This is a genomic window from Nakamurella sp. UYEF19, from assembly GCF_040546275.1.
In the GTDB taxonomy this organism is placed as follows: domain Bacteria; phylum Actinomycetota; class Actinomycetes; order Mycobacteriales; family Nakamurellaceae; genus Nakamurella.
Window position 1 is genome coordinate 506,421 of record NZ_JBEPNO010000001.1, and the last position, 22,617, is coordinate 529,037.

Sequence of the window (22,617 nt, forward strand, 5' to 3'; positions counted from 1 at the left end):
ACCATGGCATCGGCAGACCAGGCGCGGTTGCGCGGAGTGGTCGAAGCGGTGGTCACCCGGGCGGGCTACGACCTGGAGGACCTCACTGTCGTGGCAGCAGGACGCCGTCGGCTCCTGCGTGTCGTCATCGATCGGGATGCCGGTGTCGACCTGGACGACGCGGCCACGGTCAGTCGTGAGATCTCCGCCGAGTTGGACGAACTGGATGCCGCTGACCCGATGGGCGCGGCTGCGTACACCCTCGAGGTCACCAGCCCTGGCATCGGACGGCCGCTCAGCCTGCCCCGACATTTCCGTCGGGCAAGGGGACGACTGCTGGCCATCACCACCGAGGACGGCGGATCGCTGCTCGGACGGGTGCGCAAGGCCGACGACGACGGCGTGGAACTGCTCGTCGGCAAATCCGGCACGGATCCGCTCACCCTGGCCTACCCGGTGATCGCCAAGGCCAGGGTCGAGGTCGAGTTCAGCGCCCCCTCGGGGCCGGTGCTGGCCGCACTCGGGGAGGACACCGCCCAGTTGTTCACCCAGCCGGACCTGGACTCGGACGACGAAGGACCTGACGACGACGAACCTGACGACGACGAACCTGACGACGACGTCTCCGACGGCGAAGGAGTCGAGCTCGATGAAGTCGACGAACCTGATGAAGAACCTGACGAAGATGAAGCAGAGGATCTGACAACACCATGAACGTTGACATCACGGCACTACGCGCGGTCGAGAAGGAGAAGGGCATCGAATTCGATTCCCTGATCGAGACGCTGGAGACCGCGTTGCTCTCCGCTTACCGCCACACCGAGGGGCACTCGCTGCACGCCAGGGTCGAGGTCGACCGCAAGAGCGGGAACATCAGCGTGCTGGCCGCCGAACTCGACGACGCCGGTCAGGTGACGTCGGAATGGGACGACACGCCCGAGGACTTCGGACGGATCGCCGCCACCACCGCCCGTCAGGTGATCCAGCAGCGCCTCCGCGACGCGGAGAACGAGCGCACGTTCGGCGACTTCGCCGGCCGTGAGCACGAGCTGATCACCGGGACCGTCAGCGCCGACGCGAAGGTGAACGCCCGGGGTGTGGTCGTGGTCAGCCTCGGCGAGATCGAGGGCATCATCCCGGCGGCCGAGCAGGCTCCCGGCGAGAGCTACGTCCACGGGCAGCGGCTGCGCTGCTACGTGGTCGCGGTGACCAGGGGAGCGCGCGGGGCGCAGATCACGCTGTCCCGTACGCACCCCAACCTGGTCCGGAAGCTCTTCGCCCTCGAGGTACCGGAGATCGCCGACGGCAGCGTGGAGATCACCGCCGTGGCCAGGGAAGCCGGTCACCGCTCGAAGATCTCGGTGCGGCCCATGGTGGCGGGGATCAACGCCAAGGGCGCCTGCATCGGCCCGATGGGTCAGCGGGTACGCGCCGTCATGAGCGAACTCGGCGGCGAGAAGATCGACATCATCGACCACGACGACGATCCGGCGACGTTCGTCGGGAATGCGCTCTCGCCGGCTCGGGCGCTGTCGGTGACCGTGGTGGATCCGGTCGCCAAGGCCGCCCGGGTGATCGTGCCCGATTTCCAGCTCTCGCTGGCCATCGGCAAGGAAGGGCAGAACGCCCGGCTCGCCGCCCGCCTCACCGGCTGGCGGATCGACATCCGGAGCGACGCCGCACCGGGTGTCCCGCCGGCCGCCGAGTGAGTGCTCCGGTGAGCGCCGCGGCCCCGAAGCGTTAGACTTGTCTGGTTGGGCCCGGCGCAAGCTGCTGTGGCCGCCATCCATCCGGGACGGGAACAGATGAACGAACCCCTCCGGACGTGTGTCGGTTGCCGCGAGAAGGCAACGGCCCCCACACTGCTCCGCGTTGTTGCCGTCGATGGGTCGGTCGTTCCGGACCCCCGGCGCCGTCTCCCCGGAAGGGGAGCGTGGCTGCATCCGATCCTGGGATGCCTCGACCTCGCGGAGCGTCGCCGTGCGTTCGGACGGGCATTTCGGCGTCCATCCGAACGTTTCGACACCACCGAGGTGCGTCAGGTCCTCATCGAGCAGCCCGAAGTACCCAGCACACCGAAAGCAGGTCGACCCGTCGTGAGTATGCCGTGAAGTCCCAGCAATGAGCCGGTACAACTAACACGAGGTCGAGCGGTCTCTGCCGCCCGGCCTCACCGTAAGGAGAGCAGTGGCAGGCAAGGCCCGAGTGCATGAGCTCGCGAAAGAGCTCGGCAAGTCAAGCAAGGAAATCATCGCCAAACTCAACGAGTTCGGCGAGTTCGTCAAGAGTGCGTCCTCGACCATCGAGGCACCCGTCGTCCGCAAGCTCAAGGATGCGTTCCCGGTGGGAACCGTCGGAGCACCCGCCAACGGTGTCGGTACCAACGGTGGCGGCTCCAACGGTGGCGGCGCCAACGGCGGGACGAGCACGCCCGCCCTCCGTGCACCCTCCGCGCGTCCCGGGACACCGACCACGCCGCGTCCGGCTCCGGGTGCGGCGTCGCCGTCCCCACGGGCCGGCGGATCGCCGGCGGCTCCGGTTCGTCCGGCTGCGCCGACCGAGAATGCCGTACCAGCCGCCCCGACCAACCGGTCCGCGCCCGTCCCAGCGGTGCCCGATCGTCCAGCGGCCCCGGTCGCTCCGGCCCAGCCGGTAGCTCCCGCTGCTGTGGCTGCTCCGGTCGTGGCTCCGACGCCGGCAGTTCCGGTCCAGGCGGCACCTTCGGCGCCGACCTTCTCCGCTCCGCCGGCGCCGTCCGTGCAGACCCCGGCGAACGAGGCTCCGGTTGCGCCTCGTCCGCCCCGTGTCCAGGGTGGTGTCCCCGGTGCTCCGCGTCCCCCGCGGATGGGCAACAACCCGTTCGGCGTCAGTGCCCCCCGCAACACTCCGGCCCGGCCGGGTGGCGTGCCGGGTGCTCCCCGCCCGCCGCAGGCCGCTCCGGGCACCCGTCCCGGAGGCGCGCCCGGTGCGGGCGGTCCCCGTCCGGCTCCCGGCGCCCGACCCGGCGTTCCCGGTGGCGGTCCCCGCCCCGGTACGCCCGGCGGTCGCCCGCCGGCAGCCGGTGCTCCCGGCACCCGCCCTGGTGCCGGTGGTGGCGGTGCCTACCGTGGCGGTGGTCCCGGTGGGGCTCCCGCCGGTGGCGGCGGATATCGCGGTCCCGGTGGTGCGCCGAGCGGCGCTCCGGCCGGCGGCGGTGGTGGCCGTCCCGGCGGTGCCGGCAGTCGCGGTCGTGGTGGTGCAGCTCCGGGTGCCTTCGGGCGTCAGGGTGGACAGGTCCGGAAGGGCCGCAAGTCCAAGAAGCAGCGTCGCCAGGAATTCGACAACATGCAGGCTCCGTCGATCGGTGGCGTCACGCTGCCGCGCGGCAACGGTTCCGTCGTCCGGCTGGCCCGCGGGTCGTCGCTGAGCGACTTCGCGGACAAGATCGACGCCAACCCGGCCTCGATGGTGCAGGCGCTGTTCCACCTCAACGAGATGGTCACCGCCACCCAGTCGGTCTCCGACGACATCCTGGAACTCCTCGGCTCGGAAATGGGCTACGAGGTCCAGATCGTGTCCCCGGAGGACGAGGATCGCGAACTGCTCGACACCTTCGACCTCTCCTACGGGGAGAACGAGGGGGACGAGGACGACCTGCAGGTGCGCCCCCCGGTGGTCACCGTCATGGGTCACGTCGACCACGGCAAGACCAAGCTCCTCGACGCCATCCGCAGCACGAACGTGGTGGACAAGGAAGCCGGTGGCATCACCCAGCACATCGGTGCCTACCAGGTCGCGACGAACCTCAACGACGTCGAACGGCTCATCACCTTCATCGACACCCCGGGTCACGAGGCGTTCACCGCCATGCGTGCCCGTGGCTCGAAGTCCACGGACATCGTGGTGCTGGTGGTCGCCGCCGACGACGGCGTCATGCCGCAGACGGTGGAGGCCATCAACCACGCCAAGGCCGCGGACGTACCGATCGTGGTCGCCATCAACAAGATCGACAAGGAAGGCGCCAACCCGGACAAGATCCGGCAGCAGCTGACCGAGTACGGTCTGGTCGCCGAGGAGTACGGCGGGGACACCATGTTCGTCGAGATCTCGGCCCGCCAGCGGATCAACATCGACGGTCTCCTCGAGGCCGTCCTGCTGACCGCCGACGCGGCCCTCGATCTGCGGGCCAACCCGGACATGAACGCGGAAGGCGTCGCCATCGAGGCGCACCTCGACCGCGGTCGCGGTGCCGTCGCCACGGTCCTCGTCCAGCGCGGAACCCTGCGGGTCGGTGACTCGATCGTCGCCGGCAACGCCTACGGTCGTGTCAGGGCCATGCTCGGGGACCACGGCGAGAACGTCGCCGAGGCCACCCCGTCCCGCCCGGTGCAGGTGCTCGGATTCACCTCCGTGCCCGGTGCCGGCGACTCCTTCATGGTGGTCGAGGAGGACCGCGTCGCCCGGCAGATCGCCGAGCGTCGTCAGGCCAGGACCCGCAAGGCCCAGGTTGCGAACCGTCGTCGGATCACCCTCGAGGACTGGGGCGACGCCCTGGCCGCGAAGAAGATCGAGCAACTCACCCTGATCATCAAGGGCGACAACTCGGGCACCGTCGAGGCGCTCGAGGACTCGTTGATCAAGCTCGACGTCGGCGAGGAGGTCAACCTGCGGGTTGTCCACCGTGGTGTCGGTGGCATCACCCAGGACGACATCAACCTGGCGGTCATCACCGACGCGATCGTGATCGGCTTCAACGTGAAGCCGGTCCGTGGCGTGCAGGAGCTGGCCGACCGCGAGGGCGTCGACATCCGGTACTACACGGTGATCTACCAGGCGATCGACGAGATCGAGGCTGCCCTGAAGGGCATGCTCAAGCCGGAGTTCGAAGAGGTCGCGGTCGGCGTCGCCGAGATCCGTGAGGTCTTCCGCTCCAGCAAGTTCGGCAACATCGCGGGCAGCATCGTGCGTTCGGGCGAGATCCGGCGCAACGCCAAGGCCCGGCTGCTCCGGAACGGGGTCGTGATCAAGGAGGACCTTGCGATCGACTCGTTGAAGCGGTTCAAGGACGATGCCGTCGAGGTCCGCGAGGGCTTCGAGTGCGGCATCGGACTCGGAACGTGGAACAACATCGAGGTCGAGGACACCATCGAGACCTACGAGATCCGCGAGAAGCCTCGCGCCTGACCGAAGTCCGTCCGGTCGGACGCACCTCCGGGTGCGTCCGGCCGGACGTCGGTCGTGGGGTCGACGGGAGACATTCGAGTGTATGTAGGCATTCTCGAACTCGATCTACTGCTCGGCGAGGTCGACTCGCTGAAGTACAAGCGGGCGGTGATCCGTCCGATCCTGGCCCGTCTGCGACGACTGGAGGTCGCGGTCACCGAGGCCGGGGATCCGGATCGGCTGCGCCGGGCCCTCATCGGCGTGTCCACGGTGTCCGGTGACCATGCCCAGGTGACCGCTGTGCTCGACACCTGCGAGCGTCAGGTCGCGGGGGAGGTCGAGATCGAACTGCTGAGCGCCCGTCGACGGGTGGTCGGCCCGCACGACGAATGACGAACAAGAAGAAGGAGTAGTCCGATGGCCGATTCGGCACGGGCCCGCAGACTGGCCAAGCGCATCGTCGCGATCGTCGCAACAGAGCTGGAACTCAAGGTCAAGGACCCGCGGCTGGCCATGACCACCGTGACGGCAGCTACCGTGACGCCGGACCTCCGCGAGGCCGTCGTGTTCTACACGGTCTACGGAGACGAGGAGGAAGTGGCCTCCACGGCAGTGGCCCTGGCCAGCGCCACGGGTGTGCTGCGCAGTGCTGTCGGCCGGGAAACCGGGATCAAATTCACCCCGACCCTGGCGTTCCGCCTCGACACCATTCCGGAGAACGCCCACCGCATCGACGATCTGATCGCCGCGGCCAAGGCCACCGACGCTGCGGTGGCCTCGCAGGCAGCCGGTGCGCAGTACGCCGGTGATGCCGACCCGTACAAGGTTCCGCGGGAGCCCGAGGACGATGCGGACCTCGAGGACGATTCGGATCTCGACGATGCCGCGGATCTCGACAATGCCGAAGATCCGTCCCGTTCGTCGGAAATCGACGGTTCGCCCGCATTCGATGACGAGGATGTCCCGGTCGCCGGATCCGGTCGCACCAGACCGTAACGGCCGGCCGTCCGGTACCGACAGTCATCGGTCCTGGACGTTTCGTTCTGCGTTGGACGGGTGAGTACCAGGCACTCGGACCGTAGTACCGTTCTGGCAACGTTGTTCCGCCGTGCATCGCCCGTTCGACCCATGGCCGATCGCATGAATTCCCCCGATCCAGTGATGGCTGGATGGCACTACGTCACTGTGCGTGGTTCGTCGCAGTGGGTGAGGAGGTGTTGGTGACCAGGGCGACCACTTCTGGCTCGCGACGCATCGTCCGGGTCGCTACCTCCTCGAGCGGTGTCCCGGGTTCGGCGGATCTCGGCGTGCAGTCAGACCTCGCCGCTGCCTGCGATCTGATCCGCGCTGCCTCGAGCGTCGTGCTGCTGGCCCACGTCAGCCCGGATGCGGACGCGCTGGGCAGTGCCTTTGCCCTGGGTCTCGCGCTCGATGCGGCCGGCTGGGACGTCACGGTGGCCTTCTCCGAACCGTCGACGGTGCCGATGTCCCTTCGTGGTCTCCCCGGCCAGCGGTTGGTGAAGGGTGTCCAGGACGTACCGGAGCACCCTGATCTGGTCATCTGTCTCGACGTCAACTCCCGGGAACGCCTGGGGAGTCTCGGTGCATTGCTCGAGACGGCCGGCGACAGCCTGGTGATCGATCATCACGCTTCCAACACCCGCTTCGGCAGCAACCATCTGGTCGACATCGCTGCCGAGTCCACGACGGTTCTGGTGGCCGCCATGCTGGACCGGCTCGGTCTGCCGATCGACCGTGCCATTGCGGACAACATCTATGCCGGGTTGGCGACCGACACGGTCGGGTTCCGCTTCGCCTCGTCGGCGGCCCACCGACTCGCGGCACGACTCCTCGATGCCGGCGTGAACCCGGACGAGCTGATGCGGCCGATCACCGACCTGCATCCGTTCGGTTGGCTCGACATGCTGTCCTGGGTGCTCGGCTCGGCTGCTCTGGACCGGCAGGCGGCGGGTGGACGTGGGCTGGTCTCCACGGTCATCGGCCGCGGGATCGCGGTCGGCCTACGCCAGGAGGAGCTGGATTCGGTGATCGACATCCTCCGGACCGCCTCCGAAGCCCAGGTGGCTGCGGTGCTCAAGGAGACCTCGCCCGGTCAGTGGCAGGTCTCGCTGCGGTCCCGGCCGGGCCCGGCCCCGGACGGCGCCTCGGTCCCCAGCGTCGACGTCGCCGCGGTCGCTAGCGAACTCGGCGGCGGCGGCCATGTCCGCGCGGCCGGGTTCGGCTTCGACGGAACCGCCGACGATGCGCTCGCCGCGTTGGTCGCCGCACTGGCGTGAGTCCGGGTCGCACCGATTTGATTCCGGCGGCCTGAACCCGCAGGATAGATACATCATGGATGCATCAGGTGTACAGGTCTCTGCCGCAGAGCGGGTGTACCAGCACGTACGCACGGGCATCCTCACCCGGCGGTTCGCCGACAACGATCTGCTGGCCGAGGGTCGGATCGCCGAGGAGATTGCTGTTTCCCGCACGCCGGTCCGCGAGGCTCTGCTCAGGTTGGAAGCGGAGGGCATGGTGCGCCTGCTGCCGAAACGCGGCGCCCTGGTGTTGCCCGTCAGCGCCCAGGAGTGGCGGGACGTGCTGTCCACCCGTGAACTGGTCGAGACCTACTGCGTCACCCAGGTGATCGACGGTGGGCGAGCGCCGATGCTGACCACCCGGCTGGAGGCGGCTGTCCAGGGCGTGGAGCAGGCAGCGAGGGCGAAGGACGTCGCGGCCTACGTGTCGGCCGACCGGGATTTCCACGCCACCATCGTCGCGGCCGCCGGCAACAACATCCTGGATCGGCTCTACTCCTCGCTCCGCGACCGGCAGCTGCGGATGGGCGCGGCGAACCTGTTCGCCGCCGGGGGTCTCGACGACCCGATCCGCATCAATCGCACCATTGCCGACCACCGCGGGATCGCCGATGCGATCGCCCGCGAAGACCGCGAAGCCGCCGTCCGCCTGACCATCGAGCACCTGGCGACGGCCGCCCGAAGTCTGGCGTGAACACCTGATGGCACCTCCACCCGAAGACACCGTCCTCACCGCCGAAACACCGACCGCCGAAAGGTCCGCTGTGCCAAGCGCCGGTTCCACCGCCCCCGCTCCGACCACCGTGACGTATCCCGCCAAGGCCCCCGGCAAGTCGTGGTTGGTGTGGGGTATCGGAGCCGGTGTCTACGTGCTGGCCGTCTTCCACCGCAGCACCCTCGGCGTCGCCGGCCCGCTGGCCGCAGAACGACTGCACCTCTCCGCGGCGCAGCTGTCGTCGTTCGTCATGCTGCAGCTGGCGGTCTACGCGATCATGCAGGTGCCGACCGGGATCATGGTCGATCGGTTCGGACCGCGGCGGATGCTGCTGGCCGCGACGCTGACCATGGGAACCGGGCAGCTGCTGTTCGCGTTCCTCGGTGGGTACGTCCCGGCCCTGCTCGCCCGCGGTCTGCTCGGCTGCGGCGATGCGATGACCTACATCTCGGTGTTGCGCCTGGTGGCCGGCTGGTTCCCGGCGCGTCGGTACGCGGTACTCACCAGCTTCACCGCGCTGGCCGGCTCGATCGGCAACATCGTCGCCACGCTGCCGCTGACCGGGCTGCTGCACACCCTCGGCTGGGGTCCGACGTTCGGTATCGCCGGCGGGCTGTCGATCGCCTACGCGGTGCTGCTGTTCCGCCCGGCGACCGCGGCGCCGTTCCGCGCCGCCGAGGAACGGGCCGCGACCGGGCCGGTGGCCGGACGAAGGGTCTGGACCGAGGTCAAGAGTGCCTGGCGGCTGCCGTCGGGGCGGCTCGGATTCTGGGTCCACTTCACGTGCATGGCCGGTCCGACGACGTTCGCGACGCTGTGGGGCTTTCCGTATCTGACGCAGGGCCTCGGGTACGCCACCGGAGTGGCCTCGTCGCTGATGCTGGTGCTGGTGCTCGGCGGGGTACTGGCCAACCTCGCGGTCGGCCAGATCGTCGGGCGCCGACCCGAGGTCCGCACCCCGATGGCGGTCGTCGTATGCCTGCTGGCCATCCTGGCCTGGTTGACGCTGATCGTCTGGCCGGGTGGCAGGCCGCCGTTCGCGGTTGTGCTGGTGGTCGTGTTCGTCTTCTCCCTCAGCGGGCCGACGTCGGCCGTGGCGTTCATGCTGGCGCGTGACTACAACCCGCGGCATCGGATCTCCACTGCGACCGGAATGGTGAACATCGGCGGGTTCTGCGGCGCCGTGCTCGGGATCTTCCTGGTCGGTCAGATCCTCGATCTGATGGAGCCCACCGGTTCGGTGCATTCGGTCCAGGCGTTCCGGTTCGCCTTCAGCTCGTTGATCGTGGTGACCGCCTTCGGGCTGACCCGCATGTTGACCTGGTGGCTGCGGACCAGGGCGATGGTGTTGCTGGCGGCCGCCCGCGGCGAGGAGGTTCCGGTGCATCTGCACGTCCACCGCTGGGAGCTGGTCGACGAGGCCGAACTGGCCAGGGAGGCCGAACGGTCGCGGGCCAACCGGTCGACCGGGGACGACGACTGATGGCGGGCGACGCAATCCCGCCCGGTGGCGGACTGCTGTTGGTGGACAAGCCGTCCGGCTGCACCTCTCATGACGTGGTCGGGCGCCTGCGCCAAGTCCTGCGCACCCGCCGCATCGGCCACGCGGGCACCCTGGACCCGATGGCGACCGGGCTGCTGGTGGTGGCCGTCGAGCGGTCGACCAAGCTGCTCGGACATCTGGCGCTGACCGACAAGACCTACCTGGCGACCATCCGGCTGGGGCAGTCGACCACCACCGATGACGCCGAAGGCGACGTGGTCGGCGCTGCGTCGGAGTCGGCGGTGCTCGGTGTCGCGGACGAAGGGATCCTGGCCGGCATCGCGGCGCTGACCGGCCCGATCCTGCAGGTCCCGAGTTCGGTGTCCGCCATCAAGGTGGACGGCAAGCGCGCGTACGAACTGGTCAGGGCGGGGGAGGAGGTCGAGCTCAAGGCGCGTCCGGTCACCATCTCGCGTTTCGACCTGCTGTCCCCGGCCCGTCGACTGTCGGGATCCATCGATCTCGACGTGTTGGTGGCGTGCACCACCGGGACGTACATCCGGTCGCTGGCCAGGGATCTCGGCGTTGCGCTCGGCATCGGCGGGCACCTGTCCGCACTGCGCCGCACCACTGTAGGACCGTTCGACGTGAGCGATTCCGTGGACGTCTACGGTCCCGACGGAGTTCCGCCGCGCGGTCAAGCCCGGGTGGAGGTGCCGCCGGAATTCAGCGATGCAGTGGCTGCTGCGATCATCCCGGCGGCCGACGCCGTCCGCAACGCCTTTGCCGTGCGCACCGTCGATGCGGCGCTGGCCGGCGACATGCGTCACGGGCGGCCCATTCCCGGCATCGGGATACCCGGTACCTACGGGCTCTTCGAGGAACGCGACCTGCTGGCCTTGGTCGAGGAGTCCGGCGGCCTTGCCCGGCCGCGTCTGGTCTGGGACCCGGCCTGATCAGGCGCGCGTGATCGACCAGGTCCCGTCGGCGACGATCTCCACGTATGCAGGCACATCGATCGGTCGAACACCGTTGTAGTTGCCGATCTCGTTGACGATGAGGTCCCCGAATTGGCTACCAGGTGTGTAGCTCTCGACGATGAAGTTACTGGTTCCGGTGTGCTTCAAACGGAAGTTCGCACCTGAGCCGAGGTAGATGGCGTCGTCACCTGATCCGCTGGTACGTGTGGATGACCGGAGCGTTGAAGCAGGCTCGACCTTCACCGACCAAGCTGCATCAGCCTGGATGGTGAGCTGGGTGGTGCGGTCTCCGGTCATGTCGACCAGCTGCCTTCCGGTATAGCTCCCGACTGCGTTGACCAGCAACGAATCCTCGTAGCCGCCGTTGCCCTCGACGATGAAGTTGCTGGTGCAGGCTGCGCAACTGATGGTGAGCAGCGCGGGCACGTCGCCGGTGTCGATGCGCACCACGTTGTCACCGGAACCGCCGTACACGTCTGAAAACGCTCATTATCCCTCGTTCCACTCTGTGAGACGGCGATCGGTGTCATCCCCCCAGACGGGTGGATGCAGAAAGTAGCTCTGCAAAGCCAGAAGGTAAAGAGTCTCCCATGGAACCCGTCGAGCAGGGCGTGGCACGCTGTAGACGGCGGGCGCGGGCGCACCGGCCGGGTTCAGGAGAGGGTGATCGCGTGGAGCGTTGGCGCGGAGTCGATGAAATACCCCCCGGTTGGGGGCGGTGCGTGCTGACCATCGGAGTGTTCGATGGTCTTCACCGCGGGCACCAGGAGCTGGTGCACGCCTGCGTGACCAAGGCCAAGGAACTGGGCCTGCCGGCCGTCATGATGACGTTCGACCCCCATCCGGCCGAGGTGGTCCGCCCCGGCAGTCATCCCGCCGAACTGATCACGCTGCGCCGCAAGGCCGAACTGGCCGCCGAGCTCGGGATCGACGTTTTGATGGTGCTGCCGTTCACCCCGGCCATGGCATCGACCGATCCGCAGGCATTCGTCCACGACGTGATCGTCGACAGCCTGCATGCCGCCTGCGTCGTGGTGGGGGAGAACTTCCGCTTCGGCCATCGGGGCGCCGGCGATCTGGACCTGCTGCGCACGCTGGGAGCGCGGTTCGGGTTCACCGCGGTCGGTGTCGGCCTCGTCTCCAAGGACACGCTGACGGTGACGTCCACGCTGGTGCGGGCGTCGGTCGGCGCCGGCGATGTGCACGCTGCGGCGCAGGCGCTCGGCCGGTCCCATCGGGTCGAGGGTGTCGTCGTCCACGGAGACGGCCGCGGCGGCAGCGAGCTCGGCTATCCGACCGCCAACCTCGACGTCACACCGCACGGCGCGATCCCGGCCGACGGCGTCTACGCGGGCTGGTTCGTATTGGGGGACAGGCGATCTCCGGCGGCGATCTCGATCGGCTCCAACCCGACGTTCTCGGGACGGGTCCGGACGGTGGAGGCGTTCGTCCTGGACGGCGGCGCCAACTTCTACGGCCGCCGGGTCGCCCTCGACTTCGTCGAACGTCTGCGCGCAACGATCAAGTACGACTCGGTCGACGCCCTGATCGAGCAGATCGGTCTCGACGTCGAGCAGACGAGGCAGATCCTGGAGCGTGCTGGTTCGTGACCTCGGTCCGCTGGTCGATCAGCCTGCGTGACGCGGACTCTGACGCGGTCCTTCTCGAGGAGAACGCCGACGAGGTGCTCAAGACCGCGAGCATCGGCAAGATCCTGCTGCTGTTCCGGATCGCCGAACTGCTCGAGCGCGGCGATCTGACGCCGGACGAGCCCCTGACCCGAACACCCGATGATGCGGTGGCCGACTCCGGCATCTGGCAGTACCTGGGCGTCGATGCCCTCTCCGTCGGCGATCTTTGTGAATTGGTCGGAATGACCAGCGACAACCTGGCCACGAACGTGTTGCTGCGCCGGGTCGGTCTCGCCGGGGTGGCCTCGAGTGCAGCACGACGCGGGATGACGGTCACCGCCCTGCACGACCGGGTCCGCGACGTCCGGGGGCCGCAGCACCCGGCCACCCTGTCCACCGGAAGCGCCGCCGAACTGGCTGGGTTGATGGCCGCTCTGCATCGCGGCGTCCGCGCTGGTGACACGGTGTCCGGACACGTGTACGGCTGGCTCGGCAAGGGCATGGATCTGTCCCAGGTAGCGTCCGGTTGGGGACTGGACCCGCTGGCGCACCTTGGCGAGAACCTGGGTCTGTCGGTGGTGAACAAGACCGGCACCGATAGCGGCGTGCGGGCCGAGATCGGACTGCTGACCACGCCGTCGAGGACCGTCGCCTACGCGGTCCTGGCCAACTGGGATGACGACGCAGAGCCGCAGGCCAGACATGACGTGCTCGCGCGGCAGCGCGAACTCGGACTGTCCGTCGCGGGTGCTGCGCGCTGGTAAACTTACCGATTGGGTCCGGCCTCAGTCCGTGGCGGCCGGCACCGTCATCCCCCCGGCGCATCCTCGTCCGGTGCGGGCAGTGCACGTGACAGAACCACACAGGGAGCACCACAGTGGCTTTGACCACCGATCAGAAGAAGACCATCCTGGCCGAGTACGGCCTGCACGAGACCGACACCGGCTCGGCAGAGGCCCAGGTGGCCATGCTCACCAAGAGGATCTCGGATCTCACCGAGCACCTCAAGGAGCACAAGCACGATCACCACACCCGCCGGGGCCTGCTGGCCCTCGTCGGCAAGCGCCGTCGGCTGCTCCGCTACCTGCAGAACATCGACATCGCACGCTACCGCTCGCTGATCGAGCGGCTCGGCCTGCGCCGCTAGCGCAACCACGTCAGGGGAGTGCCCACCAGGGCCCTCCCCTGACGTGCACCTGCACCACCGCGGTAGAACCGGGCACCGATGTCCGGACGCGGAGCAACACCCCCCTCGGCCTACGAGGCCGGGGACAAAAGAGGAGACACATGTCTGATTCAACCGCCAAGAGCGCAACCGCCGTCATCGACAACGGTTCGTTCGGCACCCGCACCATCCGCCTCGAGACCGGCCGTCTGGCCCAGCAGGCTGCTGGTTCCGTCGCCGCGTACCTCGACGAGGACACCATGCTGCTGAGCGCGACCACCGCCGGCAAGCACCCGAAGGACCAGTTCGATTTCTTCCCGCTGACGATCGACGTCGAAGAGCGCATGTACGCCGCCGGCCGCATCCCGGGCTCGTTCTTCCGTCGTGAGGGACGTCCCTCCGAGGACGCCATCCTGACCTGCCGCCTGATCGACCGGCCGCTGCGCCCGTCCTTCACGGCCGGCCTGCGCAACGAGGTCCAGGTCGTCATCACCGTCATGGCCCTGAACCCGGACGTGCTGTACGACGTGCTGGCCATCAACGCCGCGTCCGCTTCCACCCAGATCTCGGGCCTGCCGTTCTCCGGCCCCGTCGCCGGCGTGCGCGTCGCCCTCATCGGTAGCCAGTGGGTTGCCTTCCCGACGCACAGCCAGCTCGTCGACGCCGTGTTCGACATGGTCGTCGCCGGCCGTGTCACCGACTCGGGTGACGTCGCGATCATGATGGTCGAGGCCGAGGCCACCGAGAAGACCATCGAGCTCATCGCGGGCGGCGCCACCGCGCCGACCGAAGAGGTCGTCGCCGCCGGTCTGGAAGCGGCCAAGCCGTTCCTGAAGATCCTGGTCGAGGCCCAGTCGGAGCTTGCGTCGCACGCGGCCAAGCCGATCGCCGAGTTCAAGCTGTTCCCGCCGTACCAGTCCGATGTCTACGAGGCCGTCGAAGCAGCGGCATCCGAGAAGTTGTCGGCTGCCCTGGTTCTCACCGGCAAGCAGGAGCGCGACGAGGCCACCGACGTCGTCAAGGCCGAGGTCATCGCCGCCCTGGGCGATCGGTTCGAGGGCCGCGGCTCCGAGATCGGCCAGGCGTTCCGCAGCGTGACCAAGAAGCTGGTCCGCCAGCGCGTGCTCACGGACAAGATCCGGATGGACGGCCGTGGGCTGTCCGACATCCGCACCCTGGCCGCCGAGGTTGGCTACCTGCCCCGCGTGCACGGCTCGGCGATCTTCGAGCGCGGCGAGACCCAGATCCTGGGCGTCACCACGCTGAACATGCTCCGCATGGAGCAGCAGCTCGACACGCTCTCCCCGGAGACGCGCAAGCGTTACATGCACAACTACAACTTCCCGCCGTACTCCACCGGTGAGACGGGTCGCGTCGGTTCGCCGAAGCGTCGCGAGATCGGCCACGGAGCGCTCGCCGAGCGCGCCCTGGTGCCGGTGCTTCCGACCAAGGTCGAGTTCCCCTACGCGATCCGCCAGGTGTCGGAAGCGTTGGGCTCCAACGGGTCCACCTCGATGGGCTCGGTCTGTGCGTCGACCATGTCGCTGCTCAACGCCGGCGTGCCGCTCAAGGCCCCGGTCGCGGGTATCGCCATGGGTCTGGTGTCGGACACGGTTGATGGAGTCACCCAGTACCTGGCGCTGACGGACATCCTCGGTTCCGAGGACGCGTTCGGTGACATGGACTTCAAGGTGGCCGGCACCAAGACCTTCGTCACCGCCCTGCAGCTGGACACCAAGCTCGACGGCATCCCGTCCGACGTGCTCGCGGCTGCTCTGAGGCAGGCCCGCGACGCCCGCCTGACCATCCTCGAGGTGATGAACGAGGCGATCGACGCCCCGGACGAGATGAGCGACAACGCGCCGCGCATCACGACGGTCAAGGTCCCGGTCGACAAGATCGGCGAGGTCATCGGGCCGAAGGGCAAGATGATCAACTCGATCACCGAGCAGACCGGTGCGGAGATCGCCATCGAGGACGATGGCACCATCTACGTCTCGGCTGCCAGCGGTGAAGCGGCGGAAGCCGCGATCGCGATCATCAACTCGATCGCGAACCCGCAGTTGCCCAAGGTCGGCGAGCGCTTCCTGGGCACGGTCGTCAAGACCACCGCCTTCGGCGCGTTCGTCTCGCTGCTGCCTGGCCGTGACGGCCTGGTCCACATCTCCAAGCTGGGCAACGGCAAGCGGATCAACAAGGTCGAGGACGTCGCGAACGTCGGCGACAAGCTGCAGGTCGAGATCGCCGAGATCGACGCCCGCGGCAAGATCTCGCTGATCCCGGTCGTTGCCGGTGCCGACGCCGAAGCTGGTTCCGCTCCGGCGGACTCCGTCTCGGTCTGAGAGAACTGGATGGCCGCGAGGACCCGGACCACAGTCCTGGAACGGGGCGTCGACGGCTCTGCGGTGACGCTCTCGGTGATCCCCGGTGGTCTACGGGTGATCACCGAGAGCGTTCCCGGTGCACGGAGTGCCTCGGTCGGTATCTGGGTGGGCGTCGGTTCCGTCGACGAGACCCCGAAGCTGGCCGGGGCGTCGCACTACCTCGAGCATCTGCTGTTCAAGGGGACGAGCCACCGGACCGGGCATCAGATCGCCTCGGCGATCGATGCCGTCGGCGGTGAGCTCAACGCCTTCACCTCGCACGAGTACACGTGCTACTACGCCCACGTGCTGGCGAGTTCGGCCGAGCTGGCCGTCGACATCGTCTGCGATGTCGTGTTGGACGCGGTGATCACCTCCGCAGACGTCGATGTCGAGCGTCAGGTCATCCTCGAAGAGATCTCGATGCGGGACGACGACCCGGAGGACACCCTCGGCGACGCGTTCGCCGCCGCGCTGTTCGCCGGCCATCCCGTCGCGGCCCCGGTGATCGGCTCGGAACAGACCATCACCGAGATGACGAGGGCCCAGATCGCTGGGTACTACCGACGTCGGTACTCCCCGGACAAGATGGTCGTGTCGGTGGCCGGTGGGGTCGACCACGGCGAGGTGGTCAAGTGGGTACGCAAGGCGTTCGGGTCCCGCCTCGACTCCGATGCTGCTCCGGAGGCGCCCCGCCTCGGACGCGGGCGCGCCAGGGCGATCTCCGAGGTGCTCGTGGTCGACCGCGACATCGAGCAGGCCCACCTGTGCGTGGGTGTGCCGGCCCCGGGTCGCTCCGATCCGTCCCGTTACACGATGTCGGTGCTCGCGGCCGCGCTGGGCGGCGGGATGAGTTCGCGGCTGTTCCGGACCATCCGCGAGGAACACGGTCTGGCGTACTCCTGTTATGCCGCCACGTCCGGCTACGCCGACGTCGGCTCGTTCTCGGTCTACGCCGGTTGCCAGCCGGAGAACCTCGGCACGGTGGCTCGGCTGGTCGGCAGGGAGCTGACGGCCGTAGCCGCGAACGGTCTTGAGACCTCCGAACTGGCTCGGGTCCACGGCCAGCTGGCCGGGGGGCTGGTCCTCGGGTTGGAGGACAACGAGTCCAAGATGAGCCGCATCGGCAAGAACCTGTTGGTGCGCAACGAGTATCGCTCCGTCGCCGACGAGCTGGCGGCCATCGCCGCGGTCGACGCCGGCCAGGTCGCCACGCTGGCGAAGACGTTGCTGGGCCAGCAGCTCACCGCAGCCGTGGTGGGGCCGTACGCTGCCCAGACGGATCTGCCCCAGGAGTTGACGTCGATGGTTCACACAGGAGGACGCCGCCGTGCCGGATAAGGTGCTGTCGGATGAGGTTCTGCGGGTCGGCGTGATCGGCGCTCGCGGCCGGATGGGTTCGGAGGTCTGCCAAGCGGTGGACGCGGCCGACGACATGGATCTGGTCGCCGCTGTGGGCGGACGCGAGTGGTTGTTCTCGCTCTCCGATGCGGGCAGCCAGGTCGTCGTCGACTTCACCCACCCCGACGTCGTGATGGAGCACATCCGCTTCTGCATCGACCAGAACATCCACGCCGTCGTCGGTACCTCGGGCATCGGTGACGCTCAGGCCAAGCAGATCAGGCACTGGCTGGAGCTCAAGCCCGAGATCGGCGTCATGGTGGTCCCGAACTTCGCGATCGGAGCGGTGCTGACCGCGCGTTTCGCGCGTCAGGCGGCCCGGTTCTTCGAGTCGGCCGAGATCATCGAACGGCACCACGCGGGTAAGATCGATGCCCCGTCGGGCACCGCGATCGCCACTGCCCGCGGTATCGCCGCGGCGCGGGCCGCCGCCGAGATGGGTCCGATTCCGGATGCCACCACCATCGAGGCGCCCGGCGCCCGCGGTAATCAGGTCGACGGGATCCACGTGCACTCGGTGCGGATGCCCGGTCTGGTCGCGCACCAGGAGGTGATGCTGGGCAGCACCGGTGAGACGCTGACCATCCGGCACGACTCCCTGCACCGCTCGTCGTTCATGCCCGGCGTGCTGACGGCTGTTCGCGGGATCGTGGAACGCCCCGGTCTGACGCTCGGTCTCGAGCAACTGCTCGGTCTGGACTGACCCCCTCTTGAAGGTCCCCTCTTGAAGACCCGGATAACGGTCGCGGTCCTGACGTTCGCGCTGGTGGTGTATTTCTGGCTGCTCGGCCAGCGTGGCTTCTATCTTCTCGAGACCGGTACTGTCGTCGGCATCAGCCTGGGGATCGGCGTGTTGATCCTCCCCGTCATCGGGGTGGTGCTGGTGGTGTTCGAGCTGCGTTTCGGCGCCGCGACCGCCCGGCTGGCGCGTCGGCTGGCGCAGGACGACGAACTCCCGGATGACGAGGGGTTGACCCGTCGTCCGTCCGGTCGGATCGAGAGAGCCTCAGCGGACGCCTACTTCGAGACGGTCCGGACCAGGGTTGAGGCCGACGAGGGCAACTGGCGCCTCTGGTACGAACTCGGCTACGCCTACAACCTGGCCGGCGACCGCAAGCGCGCCCGCGCCGCCATGCGGACGGCCATCGAGCTGGCGGGCCGCTAGCACTAGCTTTGGCGGACTGCTGTTACCTGTAGACGGCCGCCGTCGCCGGGTACTGCGAGCCACTCTCGCCCAGTGGCATCGGGTCGGACAGCATGGCCGTGGTCCGTTTTGCCTGACTGTCGGTGGTCGCCCGTACAGTTGTACGCATGGACGTCGACGACAAAGATGCAGGTCACCGACCTGACGACGCCTCCGACACGGCTGATCCCTTCTGGGAACCCGGCCCGGCGCAGGCCGCGATCAACGCTGTGTCCGCAGCGGTGGACGGCCTGCTGATTTGACCGTGGAATCGCTGCGGGTGGTGTTCGGGGCGATGTGCGCACCCGCCGCCGACCGCAACAAATGCGACGCCCCCGACCCCGCCCCGGCACCCGGGTCTGACCCGACACCCGAGTCTGGCCCGGCCGACGGGACGATCAGCGATACGAAGCCCACCGCGGATGCCGACGAGACCAGCGGCGCCACGGCGGATGCCGACGAGACCAGCGGCGCCACCGCGGATGCCGACGAGACCAGCGGCCCCACCGCGGACGCCGATTCCGACGTCGACCTCGACCTCGACCTTCCAGACAGCTCCGACTCCACCACCCAGGAACCAACCGGCGTGCACCCCGCCGGTGAACCGGACATCGACCTGACGTCCGAGCAAGCCACAGGAACACCGGACGACCCCGACAACCGAGTCGAACCCGCGGAGGTCGACGACCACGGCGACCTCTTCGATCAAGGCGAGCCCGGTAGCTCGACTGAGCACGGCGAACCCGGCGACGTCGGCCAACCAGGCGAAGCCCGCGACGCCGGGCAGAACGAAAATGACTCGGTAGCCATCGATGTCGACCCACCGCCGACCTGGCGGGCACCACGCGTCCCCTACCAGTGGGCGCCGCTGGGCACCCTGCCCGGCGACTACCCCAACCCCACACCACACCCACCCGACGGCGATGACGCCTGCCCGTACCCGGACCTGAAACCGCGCCTGTTCTGCGGCGATGACCCCTGCCCCGACACCGATCCCGACCGGCAACAAGACCCCACCGGCACACCCCGAGCCGCCACCCGCCGAGCGCAAGCGTTGGGCATCGTGTTCACCAAATTCTTGGAAGCCGGACACGCCCCCATCCAGAGCGGGGAGAAACCTCAACTCCTGGTCACCGTCGAAGAACGATCACTGCGGGACCGCCTCGGCCACGGCACCCTGGGCTACGGCACCCACATCAGCATCAAACAAGTCCGGATGCTGGCCTGCGACTCCAAAGTCATCGCCGCCGTCCTCGGCGGCAGGTCAGAACTGCTGGACATGGGCAGATCCATGCGCGCCTTCAACGCGCCACCGCCAGAGCGATCCTGCTCCGCGACAAAGGATGTGTGTTCTCCGGCTGCGACATGCCCGGACTGTGGACTGAAAAACACCACATCCAACCCTGGGAAGACGGCGGACCCTCCAACTACAGCAACGGGTGCCTGCTGTGCCGACGACACCACACCCTGATCCACCACAGCGACTGGCAAGTCCGCCCGGCCCCCGACGGCCCCCCCGAAATCATCCCGCCCGCCACCCACGACCCCACCCGAACACCGTTGCGCAACACCCTCAACCACCAACCACAATTCAACTGGCCACAACCGGCCGGAATCTAGACCAGCATCAGGTCCAGGCTGCCCGAATACCTGATCTCGGCGAACGTGCTCTCACCCGTGTCGAGCACTCGGCGTCCGCCATCCGCGGCCCAGCCCACGGTGAGCAGGAACTGCTGGATGCTCTCATCCGCCTCCGGTGCCCACCAGCTGCCGCGCCCTGCAGCGGACTTGCGTAGGTGTGCGGCGGCGGCACCCAGCAGCCGACCGCCGTGGCCGCGCCGGGACCACCGGGGCAGCACGTGCAGCAGTTCCAGCTGAGCGGTTCCGTCGTCGTCCAGGTCCGGCTCGGTGGCAGCAAAGCCGACGGGTTCGGCGCCCTCGAAGGCCAGCAGGACCACCCCACCGGCGACGACGCGGGCCCCCCACACCTCGGCCTGCTGGTCCGGATCGGCAAGCAGCGCAGCTGCCGGCAGCAACTCGGAGTAGGCCTGCTGCCATACCCCGATCTGCAACTTCGCCAGGACAGCGGCGTCCTGCGGACCAGCCGGCCGGACCAGTGCGTCCGCCATGTCAGGCCTGGATGACGCGCACGTCGGCGTTCTCGAAGTCGGCCACCAGTCGGGGATCCGCTGCCGTGTCGGTGATCAGGATGTCGACCGCCGACGTCGGGCAGATCCGGGCGAACGACCGGTGTGCCAGCTTGGAGGCGTCCGCGACGACGATCACGGTGGTCGATTGACGGACCATCAACGCGTTGACCGAGGCCTCGCCTTCGTGGTGAGCGGTGGCGCCGGTCTCCACGTCGAAGCCGTCGACGCCCAGCACGACGTAGTCGAGATGGAGCCGTTCGAGCGCGGGTTCGGCCAGCGGGCCGATGAGTTCGTAGGAGCTGGGCCGGGCCACCCCTCCGGTGACCACCAGCTTGATGGTCCGGCGGACCGCCAGGTCGTTGGCGATGTTGAGGGCGTTGGTGACCACGGTGTAGGCGGGGTTGTCGCCGATCGCGTCGTAGTCCAGCCCGGTCGGGATCGTCACCAGGGCCCTGGCCACCTCGGACGTCGTGGTGCCGCCATTCACCGCCACCACCGAGCCAGGCCGGATCAGGGCGGCCGCTGCAGTGCCGATGCGGAACTTCTCCTCGGTGTGGCGTCCGGTCTTGTAACGCAGTGGCAGGTCGTAGGCGACACTCGCCGGCGCGGCGCCACCCCGGGTCCGGCTGAGCAGCTGCTGGCCGGCCAGGTGGTCGAGGTCGCGGCGGATGGTCGCGGCCGAGACATCCAGCTCGTCGGCGGCCTCCGCCACGTCGAGTCGTCCGTCGCGGCCAAGGATGTCCAGCAATGCCGTCCAGCGCTCGTGCGGGCCCATGCGCTGATCTTGCCTCGCGGGCACCGGCAAAAGCCACTTGCTCCTGTCCAGTGGGAGCATGTCGTGCGTGATCACGGCAGAGACAACCCTGAGCTCGGCCCACGACCGGCGGAATCGGTGCCCGACGACGAGCGCGCTGCCGTCCTCGGATCGATCGACGCCGCACACCAACAGCGCGACGACCAAGGAGACAGACGTCAGGAGGAGCGATCGTCGACGAGTCACTCATCATCGACGCGGCGGCCGATCCACCTGCCTGCGGAACCTTCACCCGAGGGGCGTTGGCCGCTCACCTGACAGTGAGCCTCTCCAGATCGAAATCGAATCCACACCCTGGCTCGACGTCTACCCGCGCCTGGGTACCCGCAGAAACGGCTCCTCGTGACGCCGACGCGGACGCTGCCGAACGTCGCCCACCCGCTGCTGACCACCGACTCAGCATTGGGTGCTCCGGTGCACCGATCACCTGCCAGATCATGAGGGTTCGCTGGTGCGGTACAGCAGGACTGTTAGCGCGGTACAGCAGGACTGTTAGCACTGACAGCGTCTGCGTCATCAGATCGAGGACGCGTCAGTGCGCTCACGATCTGCAGCCGTGATGATGAAGGGACAGCCACTTGAGGGTTGCACGGATCGTGGGGTCAGCTTGGTTCCAGGTTGCGTTGTAGTTGGTGCCGACCGTGACATCGGGTTCGATGGGCGCGTCCGGGTACACGTGGCCGGTCCGGTCGGTTTCGAAGGCCGTCGTGAGGATGAGGGTCGCGCCGTCGTCGAGTTCGAACGCCGCGTTGCCGGTCGGGACACCATCCGTTGCCGATCCCATCGACGTGGTGCACGGGCGTCCCCGAAATGCGATTGCGACGAACTCTGCGGCACTGGCGGTGGTTGGTCCGGTCAACACCACGACAGGGTCGGTGTTGGCGCCCTGCTGGGCTGCCACGGGTATCCGGATCGAGACCTGCCCACCTTGTGTCAGTTGCGTCGGCGTCACCCGAACAACGATGGGGGGTTCCGGTGGCGAGACGAACGAGCCGATCGTGCCGGAACCCAGCAGCGGTTGGATCCCGCCGAGCATGGGCCAGACGTCGCCGCCGCTGTTGCTGCGCAGATCCAGGATCCAGCCGTCGGGGTGCCCGACCTGCAGAGCCCGCACGACGGCGGCGCCGGCTTTTTGTTACTGATCGGCGTAGGGCACGTCGACGCCGGGAAGTGCGACATAGCCGATTCGTCCGGACAGAATCTTGGCTGATGGCTCCTGCGACGGACCAACTGGGAGCGAAGCGGTGGTCGTGCCGATCGAAGGTGGCAGGAGGCGGGAATGTCCGTTGACGT

24 protein-coding genes are annotated in these 22,617 nt (G+C 68.1%); 20 read left to right on the forward strand and 4 right to left on the reverse strand.

What is annotated here, in order from left to right; all coding sequences use genetic code 11:
* The first annotated feature begins 3 nt into the window (after nucleotides 1-3).
* From rimP to truB, 10 genes are all read left to right on the forward strand, one after another.
* Nucleotides 4-693 (forward strand): ribosome maturation factor RimP, encoded by a 690-nt coding sequence (gene rimP, locus ABIB25_RS02390; protein WP_354526790.1) that lies wholly within the window; start codon nucleotides 4-6, stop codon nucleotides 691-693.
* Nucleotides 690-1,688, forward strand: a complete 999-nt coding sequence (nusA, locus tag ABIB25_RS02395; RefSeq protein WP_354526791.1) for a transcription termination factor NusA — start codon at nucleotides 690-692, stop codon at nucleotides 1,686-1,688. The genes rimP and nusA overlap by 4 nt, the downstream gene beginning before the upstream one ends.
* Nucleotides 1,689-1,784: 96 nt before the next feature.
* A complete protein-coding gene (locus ABIB25_RS02400; protein ID WP_354526792.1) occupies nucleotides 1,785-2,090 on the forward strand; it encodes a YlxR family protein in 306 nt (101 codons plus the stop codon).
* 76 nt (nucleotides 2,091-2,166) lie between these two features.
* Nucleotides 2,167-5,142, forward strand: coding sequence for a translation initiation factor IF-2 (gene infB / locus ABIB25_RS02405; RefSeq protein ID WP_354526793.1), 2,976 nt, complete (start codon nucleotides 2,167-2,169; stop codon nucleotides 5,140-5,142).
* A gap of 78 nt (nucleotides 5,143-5,220) precedes the next feature.
* Entirely contained in the window at nucleotides 5,221-5,514 is a 294-nt protein-coding gene (locus ABIB25_RS02410; protein WP_354526794.1) for a DUF503 domain-containing protein, read from the forward strand.
* Nucleotides 5,515-5,538: 24 nt separating this feature from the next.
* Nucleotides 5,539-6,117 carry a 30S ribosome-binding factor RbfA gene (gene rbfA, locus ABIB25_RS02415; RefSeq protein WP_354526795.1) on the forward strand — a complete coding sequence of 193 codons (579 nt, stop codon included), beginning with the start codon at nucleotides 5,539-5,541 and terminating at the stop codon, nucleotides 6,115-6,117.
* Nucleotides 6,118-6,374: 257 nt separating this feature from the next.
* Nucleotides 6,375-7,418, forward strand: coding sequence for a DHH family phosphoesterase (locus ABIB25_RS02420; RefSeq protein WP_502919734.1), 1,044 nt, complete (start codon nucleotides 6,375-6,377; stop codon nucleotides 7,416-7,418).
* A gap of 55 nt (nucleotides 7,419-7,473) precedes the next feature.
* Nucleotides 7,474-8,133 (forward strand): GntR family transcriptional regulator, encoded by a 660-nt coding sequence (locus ABIB25_RS02425; RefSeq protein ID WP_354526796.1) that lies wholly within the window; start codon nucleotides 7,474-7,476, stop codon nucleotides 8,131-8,133.
* Between the two features lie 7 nt (nucleotides 8,134-8,140).
* Nucleotides 8,141-9,637: an MFS transporter gene (locus ABIB25_RS02430; protein ID WP_354526797.1), complete on the forward strand. Its 1,497-nt coding sequence runs from the start codon at nucleotides 8,141-8,143 to the stop codon at nucleotides 9,635-9,637.
* Entirely contained in the window at nucleotides 9,637-10,593 is a 957-nt protein-coding gene (gene truB, locus ABIB25_RS02435; RefSeq protein WP_354526798.1) for a tRNA pseudouridine(55) synthase TruB, read from the forward strand. The genes ABIB25_RS02430 and truB overlap by 1 nt, the downstream gene beginning before the upstream one ends.
* On the opposite strand, the gene ABIB25_RS02440 is transcribed toward truB, so the two are convergent.
* Nucleotides 10,594-11,091, reverse strand: coding sequence for a hypothetical protein (locus ABIB25_RS02440; RefSeq protein ID WP_354526799.1), 498 nt, complete (start codon nucleotides 11,089-11,091; stop codon nucleotides 10,594-10,596). It lies immediately after the preceding gene.
* A gap of 197 nt (nucleotides 11,092-11,288) precedes the next feature.
* Here ABIB25_RS02440 and ABIB25_RS02445 point away from each other — a divergent pair, with 197 nt between their 5' ends.
* The 10 genes from ABIB25_RS02445 to ABIB25_RS02490 all read left to right on the forward strand — a co-directional run bounded on the left by ABIB25_RS02445 (nucleotide 11,289) and on the right by ABIB25_RS02490 (nucleotide 19,980).
* Nucleotides 11,289-12,227, forward strand: coding sequence for a bifunctional riboflavin kinase/FAD synthetase (locus tag ABIB25_RS02445; protein WP_354526800.1), 939 nt, complete (start codon nucleotides 11,289-11,291; stop codon nucleotides 12,225-12,227).
* The gene (locus tag ABIB25_RS02450) at nucleotides 12,224-13,012 is read left to right on the forward strand and encodes a serine hydrolase (protein WP_354526801.1); all 789 of its coding nucleotides are present in this window, start codon (nucleotides 12,224-12,226) and stop codon (nucleotides 13,010-13,012) included. The genes ABIB25_RS02445 and ABIB25_RS02450 overlap by 4 nt, the downstream gene beginning before the upstream one ends.
* Before the next feature lie 113 nt (nucleotides 13,013-13,125).
* The gene (gene rpsO / locus ABIB25_RS02455; RefSeq protein ID WP_354526803.1) at nucleotides 13,126-13,395 is read left to right on the forward strand and encodes a 30S ribosomal protein S15; all 270 of its coding nucleotides are present in this window, start codon (nucleotides 13,126-13,128) and stop codon (nucleotides 13,393-13,395) included.
* Nucleotides 13,396-13,535: 140 nt separating this feature from the next.
* Nucleotides 13,536-15,755: a polyribonucleotide nucleotidyltransferase gene (locus ABIB25_RS02460; RefSeq protein WP_354526804.1), complete on the forward strand. Its 2,220-nt coding sequence runs from the start codon at nucleotides 13,536-13,538 to the stop codon at nucleotides 15,753-15,755.
* A 9-nt stretch (nucleotides 15,756-15,764) separates the two neighbouring features.
* Nucleotides 15,765-17,117 (forward strand): M16 family metallopeptidase, encoded by a 1,353-nt coding sequence (locus ABIB25_RS02465; RefSeq protein ID WP_354526805.1) that lies wholly within the window; start codon nucleotides 15,765-15,767, stop codon nucleotides 17,115-17,117.
* A complete protein-coding gene (gene dapB, locus ABIB25_RS02470; RefSeq protein ID WP_354526806.1) occupies nucleotides 17,107-17,880 on the forward strand; it encodes a 4-hydroxy-tetrahydrodipicolinate reductase in 774 nt (257 codons plus the stop codon). Before ABIB25_RS02465 ends, dapB begins: the two co-directional genes overlap by 11 nt.
* 21 nt (nucleotides 17,881-17,901) lie before the next feature.
* Nucleotides 17,902-18,342 carry a tetratricopeptide repeat protein gene (locus ABIB25_RS02475; protein WP_354526807.1) on the forward strand — a complete coding sequence of 147 codons (441 nt, stop codon included), beginning with the start codon at nucleotides 17,902-17,904 and terminating at the stop codon, nucleotides 18,340-18,342.
* A 146-nt stretch (nucleotides 18,343-18,488) separates the two neighbouring features.
* On the forward strand, nucleotides 18,489-18,623 hold the full coding sequence (locus ABIB25_RS02480; protein ID WP_354526808.1) for a hypothetical protein: 135 nt from the start codon (nucleotides 18,489-18,491) through the stop codon (nucleotides 18,621-18,623).
* 2 nt (nucleotides 18,624-18,625) lie between these two features.
* Entirely contained in the window at nucleotides 18,626-19,831 is a 1,206-nt protein-coding gene (locus ABIB25_RS02485; RefSeq protein ID WP_354526809.1) for a DUF222 domain-containing protein, read from the forward strand.
* On the forward strand, nucleotides 19,726-19,980 hold the full coding sequence (locus ABIB25_RS02490; RefSeq protein ID WP_354526810.1) for an HNH endonuclease: 255 nt from the start codon (nucleotides 19,726-19,728) through the stop codon (nucleotides 19,978-19,980). Before ABIB25_RS02485 ends, ABIB25_RS02490 begins: the two co-directional genes overlap by 106 nt.
* Here the strand turns inward: ABIB25_RS02490 and ABIB25_RS02495 are convergent.
* The 3 genes from ABIB25_RS02495 to ABIB25_RS02505 form a co-directional block, all read right to left on the reverse strand.
* The gene (locus ABIB25_RS02495; protein WP_354526811.1) at nucleotides 19,977-20,489 is read right to left on the reverse strand and encodes a GNAT family N-acetyltransferase; all 513 of its coding nucleotides are present in this window, start codon (nucleotides 20,487-20,489) and stop codon (nucleotides 19,977-19,979) included. The two genes, ABIB25_RS02490 and ABIB25_RS02495, sit on opposite strands and share 4 nt — an antisense overlap.
* 1 nt (nucleotide 20,490) lies before the next feature.
* Nucleotides 20,491-21,285 carry a DeoR/GlpR family DNA-binding transcription regulator gene (locus tag ABIB25_RS02500; RefSeq protein ID WP_354526812.1) on the reverse strand — a complete coding sequence of 265 codons (795 nt, stop codon included), beginning with the start codon at nucleotides 21,283-21,285 and terminating at the stop codon, nucleotides 20,491-20,493.
* A gap of 580 nt (nucleotides 21,286-21,865) precedes the next feature.
* Nucleotides 21,866-22,438, reverse strand: coding sequence for a S41 family peptidase (locus tag ABIB25_RS02505; protein WP_354526813.1), 573 nt, complete (start codon nucleotides 22,436-22,438; stop codon nucleotides 21,866-21,868).
* Nucleotides 22,439-22,617 lie beyond the last annotated feature (179 nt).

Bases quoted from the DNA above. Each gene is read 5' to 3' on its own strand.
- rimP (WP_354526790.1), top strand. From the start codon at position 4: ATGGCATCGGCAGACCAGGCGCGGTTGCGCGGAGTGGTCGAAGCGGTG.
- nusA (WP_354526791.1), top strand. From the start codon at position 690: ATGAACGTTGACATCACGGCACTACGCGCGGTCGAGAAGGAGAAGGGC.
- ABIB25_RS02400 (WP_354526792.1), top strand. From the start codon at position 1,785: ATGAACGAACCCCTCCGGACGTGTGTCGGTTGCCGCGAGAAGGCAACG.
- rbfA (WP_354526795.1), top strand. From the start codon at position 5,539: ATGGCCGATTCGGCACGGGCCCGCAGACTGGCCAAGCGCATCGTCGCG.
- ABIB25_RS02425 (WP_354526796.1), top strand. From the start codon at position 7,474: ATGGATGCATCAGGTGTACAGGTCTCTGCCGCAGAGCGGGTGTACCAG.
- ABIB25_RS02430 (WP_354526797.1), top strand. From the start codon at position 8,141: ATGGCACCTCCACCCGAAGACACCGTCCTCACCGCCGAAACACCGACC.
- truB (WP_354526798.1), top strand. From the start codon at position 9,637: ATGGCGGGCGACGCAATCCCGCCCGGTGGCGGACTGCTGTTGGTGGAC.
- ABIB25_RS02460 (WP_354526804.1), top strand. From the start codon at position 13,536: ATGTCTGATTCAACCGCCAAGAGCGCAACCGCCGTCATCGACAACGGT.
- ABIB25_RS02465 (WP_354526805.1), top strand. From the start codon at position 15,765: ATGGCCGCGAGGACCCGGACCACAGTCCTGGAACGGGGCGTCGACGGC.
- ABIB25_RS02480 (WP_354526808.1), top strand. From the start codon at position 18,489: ATGGACGTCGACGACAAAGATGCAGGTCACCGACCTGACGACGCCTCC.
- ABIB25_RS02490 (WP_354526810.1), top strand. From the start codon at position 19,726: ATGCCCGGACTGTGGACTGAAAAACACCACATCCAACCCTGGGAAGAC.
- ABIB25_RS02495 (WP_354526811.1), bottom strand. From the start codon at position 20,489: ATGGCGGACGCACTGGTCCGGCCGGCTGGTCCGCAGGACGCCGCTGTC.
- ABIB25_RS02500 (WP_354526812.1), bottom strand. From the start codon at position 21,285: ATGGGCCCGCACGAGCGCTGGACGGCATTGCTGGACATCCTTGGCCGC.